This is a genomic window from Streptomyces sp. NPDC058000 (assembly GCF_042886435.1).
GTDB lineage: Bacteria > Actinomycetota > Actinomycetes > Streptomycetales > Streptomycetaceae > Streptomyces.
Map to the genome: position 1 here is coordinate 1 of NZ_JBHVQS010000133.1, position 1,888 is coordinate 1,888.

Sequence of the window (1,888 nt, forward strand, 5' to 3'; positions counted from 1 at the left end):
GCCGTGGTGGGTGATGAGGTGGCGGGCGAGGTGGGTGCCGAGGGATCCGGTGCCGCCGGTGATGAGGATGGTGCCGTTGGGGTCGATGGGGGTGGATGGTGATGTGGTGGGGGGTGCTGGCGATGGTGAGGGGGTGGTGGTTCGGGTGAGTTGTGGGGCGAGCAACTTGCCTTGACGTATGGCTAGTTGTGGTTCGTGGGTGGCGAGGGCGGTGGTGAGTTCTTCGAGGTGCGGGTTGGATTCGGTGCTGGTGCTGGTGCTGGTGCTGGTGTCGACGGGGGTGTCGAGGTCGATGAGGTGGAAGCGGTCGGGGTGTTCGGTCTGTGCGGTGCGGATCAGGCCCCACAGGGGTGCGGCGGCCAGATCGTCGAGGGTGTCGTCGGGCGTAGCGGCAACCGCTCCAGCGGTGACGACTGCGAGGCGGACGTGACTGAGCCGATCCTCGGCCAACCAGTCCTGCAACAGGGCGTGCAAGCCCAGCGTCACGGCGTGCGCCTGCTGCGCCGTATCGACTTCGGTGTCCCTTCCCGAACCGCCCTGACCAGGCGTGCCACCCGCGATCGGCAGCACCGCGAACTCGGGCGCGCTCGTCCCTGAGACGACCGCTTCGGCCAGCGCCGACACCGTCGGATGGCGCCTGACGCCGGCAGCGACCCCGAGCACCTCGGCCGGCCGCCCCTCGCCGAGGACGACCCACGAAGGTCCGTCGGGATCCGCACCCCGACCATCGCCGGAGGCGGCTGCCGGCAGCGGAACCCAGTCGAGTTGGAACAGCGACCGGTGCTGCTCCCGGAAGCGCGCGGTCTGGCCGTCCAGCAGCGCCGTGAGCTGTCCCCGGGTCGTACCGCGTACGACGACGCCCGCTGCCTCCGCGACCGGCGTGCCGTCCTCGTTCGTGACCGTCAGCCGGTATGTCTCGGGCCCCGCGGCCGACAAGTGGACGCGCAGGGTGGCGCCGACGACGCCTGCGGTGTGCAGCCGCACCCCTGCCCAGGCGTAGGGCAGCCGCATTTCGGCCGCTCCCGACCCGTTGCCGTCGCCGTCCGTCAGCCCGTCCAAGGCAAGGACGTGCAGAGCGGAATCGAGGAGCGCGGGGTGAAGGGCGAAGCGCTCGGTGGCTTCCTGAAGGCTGGTCGGGAGAACGATCTCCGCGGAGAGTCCGGCCGCGTGCCGCCAAGCTGCACGCAGGCCCTGGAAGGCGGGTCCGTAGCCGTAACCCCCCTCGGCCAGGCGCCGGTAACCATCGGTCAGGTCGATCGCAGTGGCATCCGCGGGCGGCCATACGAGCGCCGCAGGCGCGTCATCCCCGAGGGAGCGACCGTGCAGCGGGGTGTCGACGGCTTCCGTCGGGGCCACGTATCCCGTCGCGTGGGTCGTCCAGGGCCGCTCCTCATCCGGCGCAGCCGCAGCCGCAACCGCAGTTGCTTCGCCGTATGCGGTGCGGGCCGGCCGCGACCGCAGTTCGACCGTCCGCCGCCCGTCCCGACCGGCCTGACCCACGTGGAGCTGCATCTGCACCCCGCCGATCTCAGGCAACGCGAGCGGAGCAGCGAGGGTCAACTCGTCCAACACGTCGCAGCCGCTCTGTGCTCCCGCCCAGACCGCCAACTCGATGATCGCGGTGGCGGGGAGCAGCGCCGTCCCGACGACGGAGTGGTCGGCCAGCCACAGGTGTTCGTGGAGCGAGATACGTCCGGTGAACAGGGCTTCACCATGGGGCAGTTGGACCGACGTGCCCAGGATCGGATGCGTACTGCGATCGAGGCCCAGGCCGTCGGGGTCGGAGTGGTGGGTGGGGGTGTCGAGCCAGTAGCGCTGGCGTTGGAAGGGGTAGGTGGGGAGGTCGGCGGGGGTGGTGGGTGTCTGGTTGAAGTAGGGGGTCCAGGTG

At 70.6% G+C, this 1,888-nt stretch carries 1 protein-coding gene; it reads right to left on the minus strand.

Going from position 1 to position 1,888, the window contains the following annotated elements; translation table 11 throughout:
* On the minus strand, positions 1–1,888 hold a 1,888-nt coding region (locus tag ACFVT2_RS43290), incomplete at both ends, for a polyketide synthase dehydratase domain-containing protein (protein WP_390027989.1).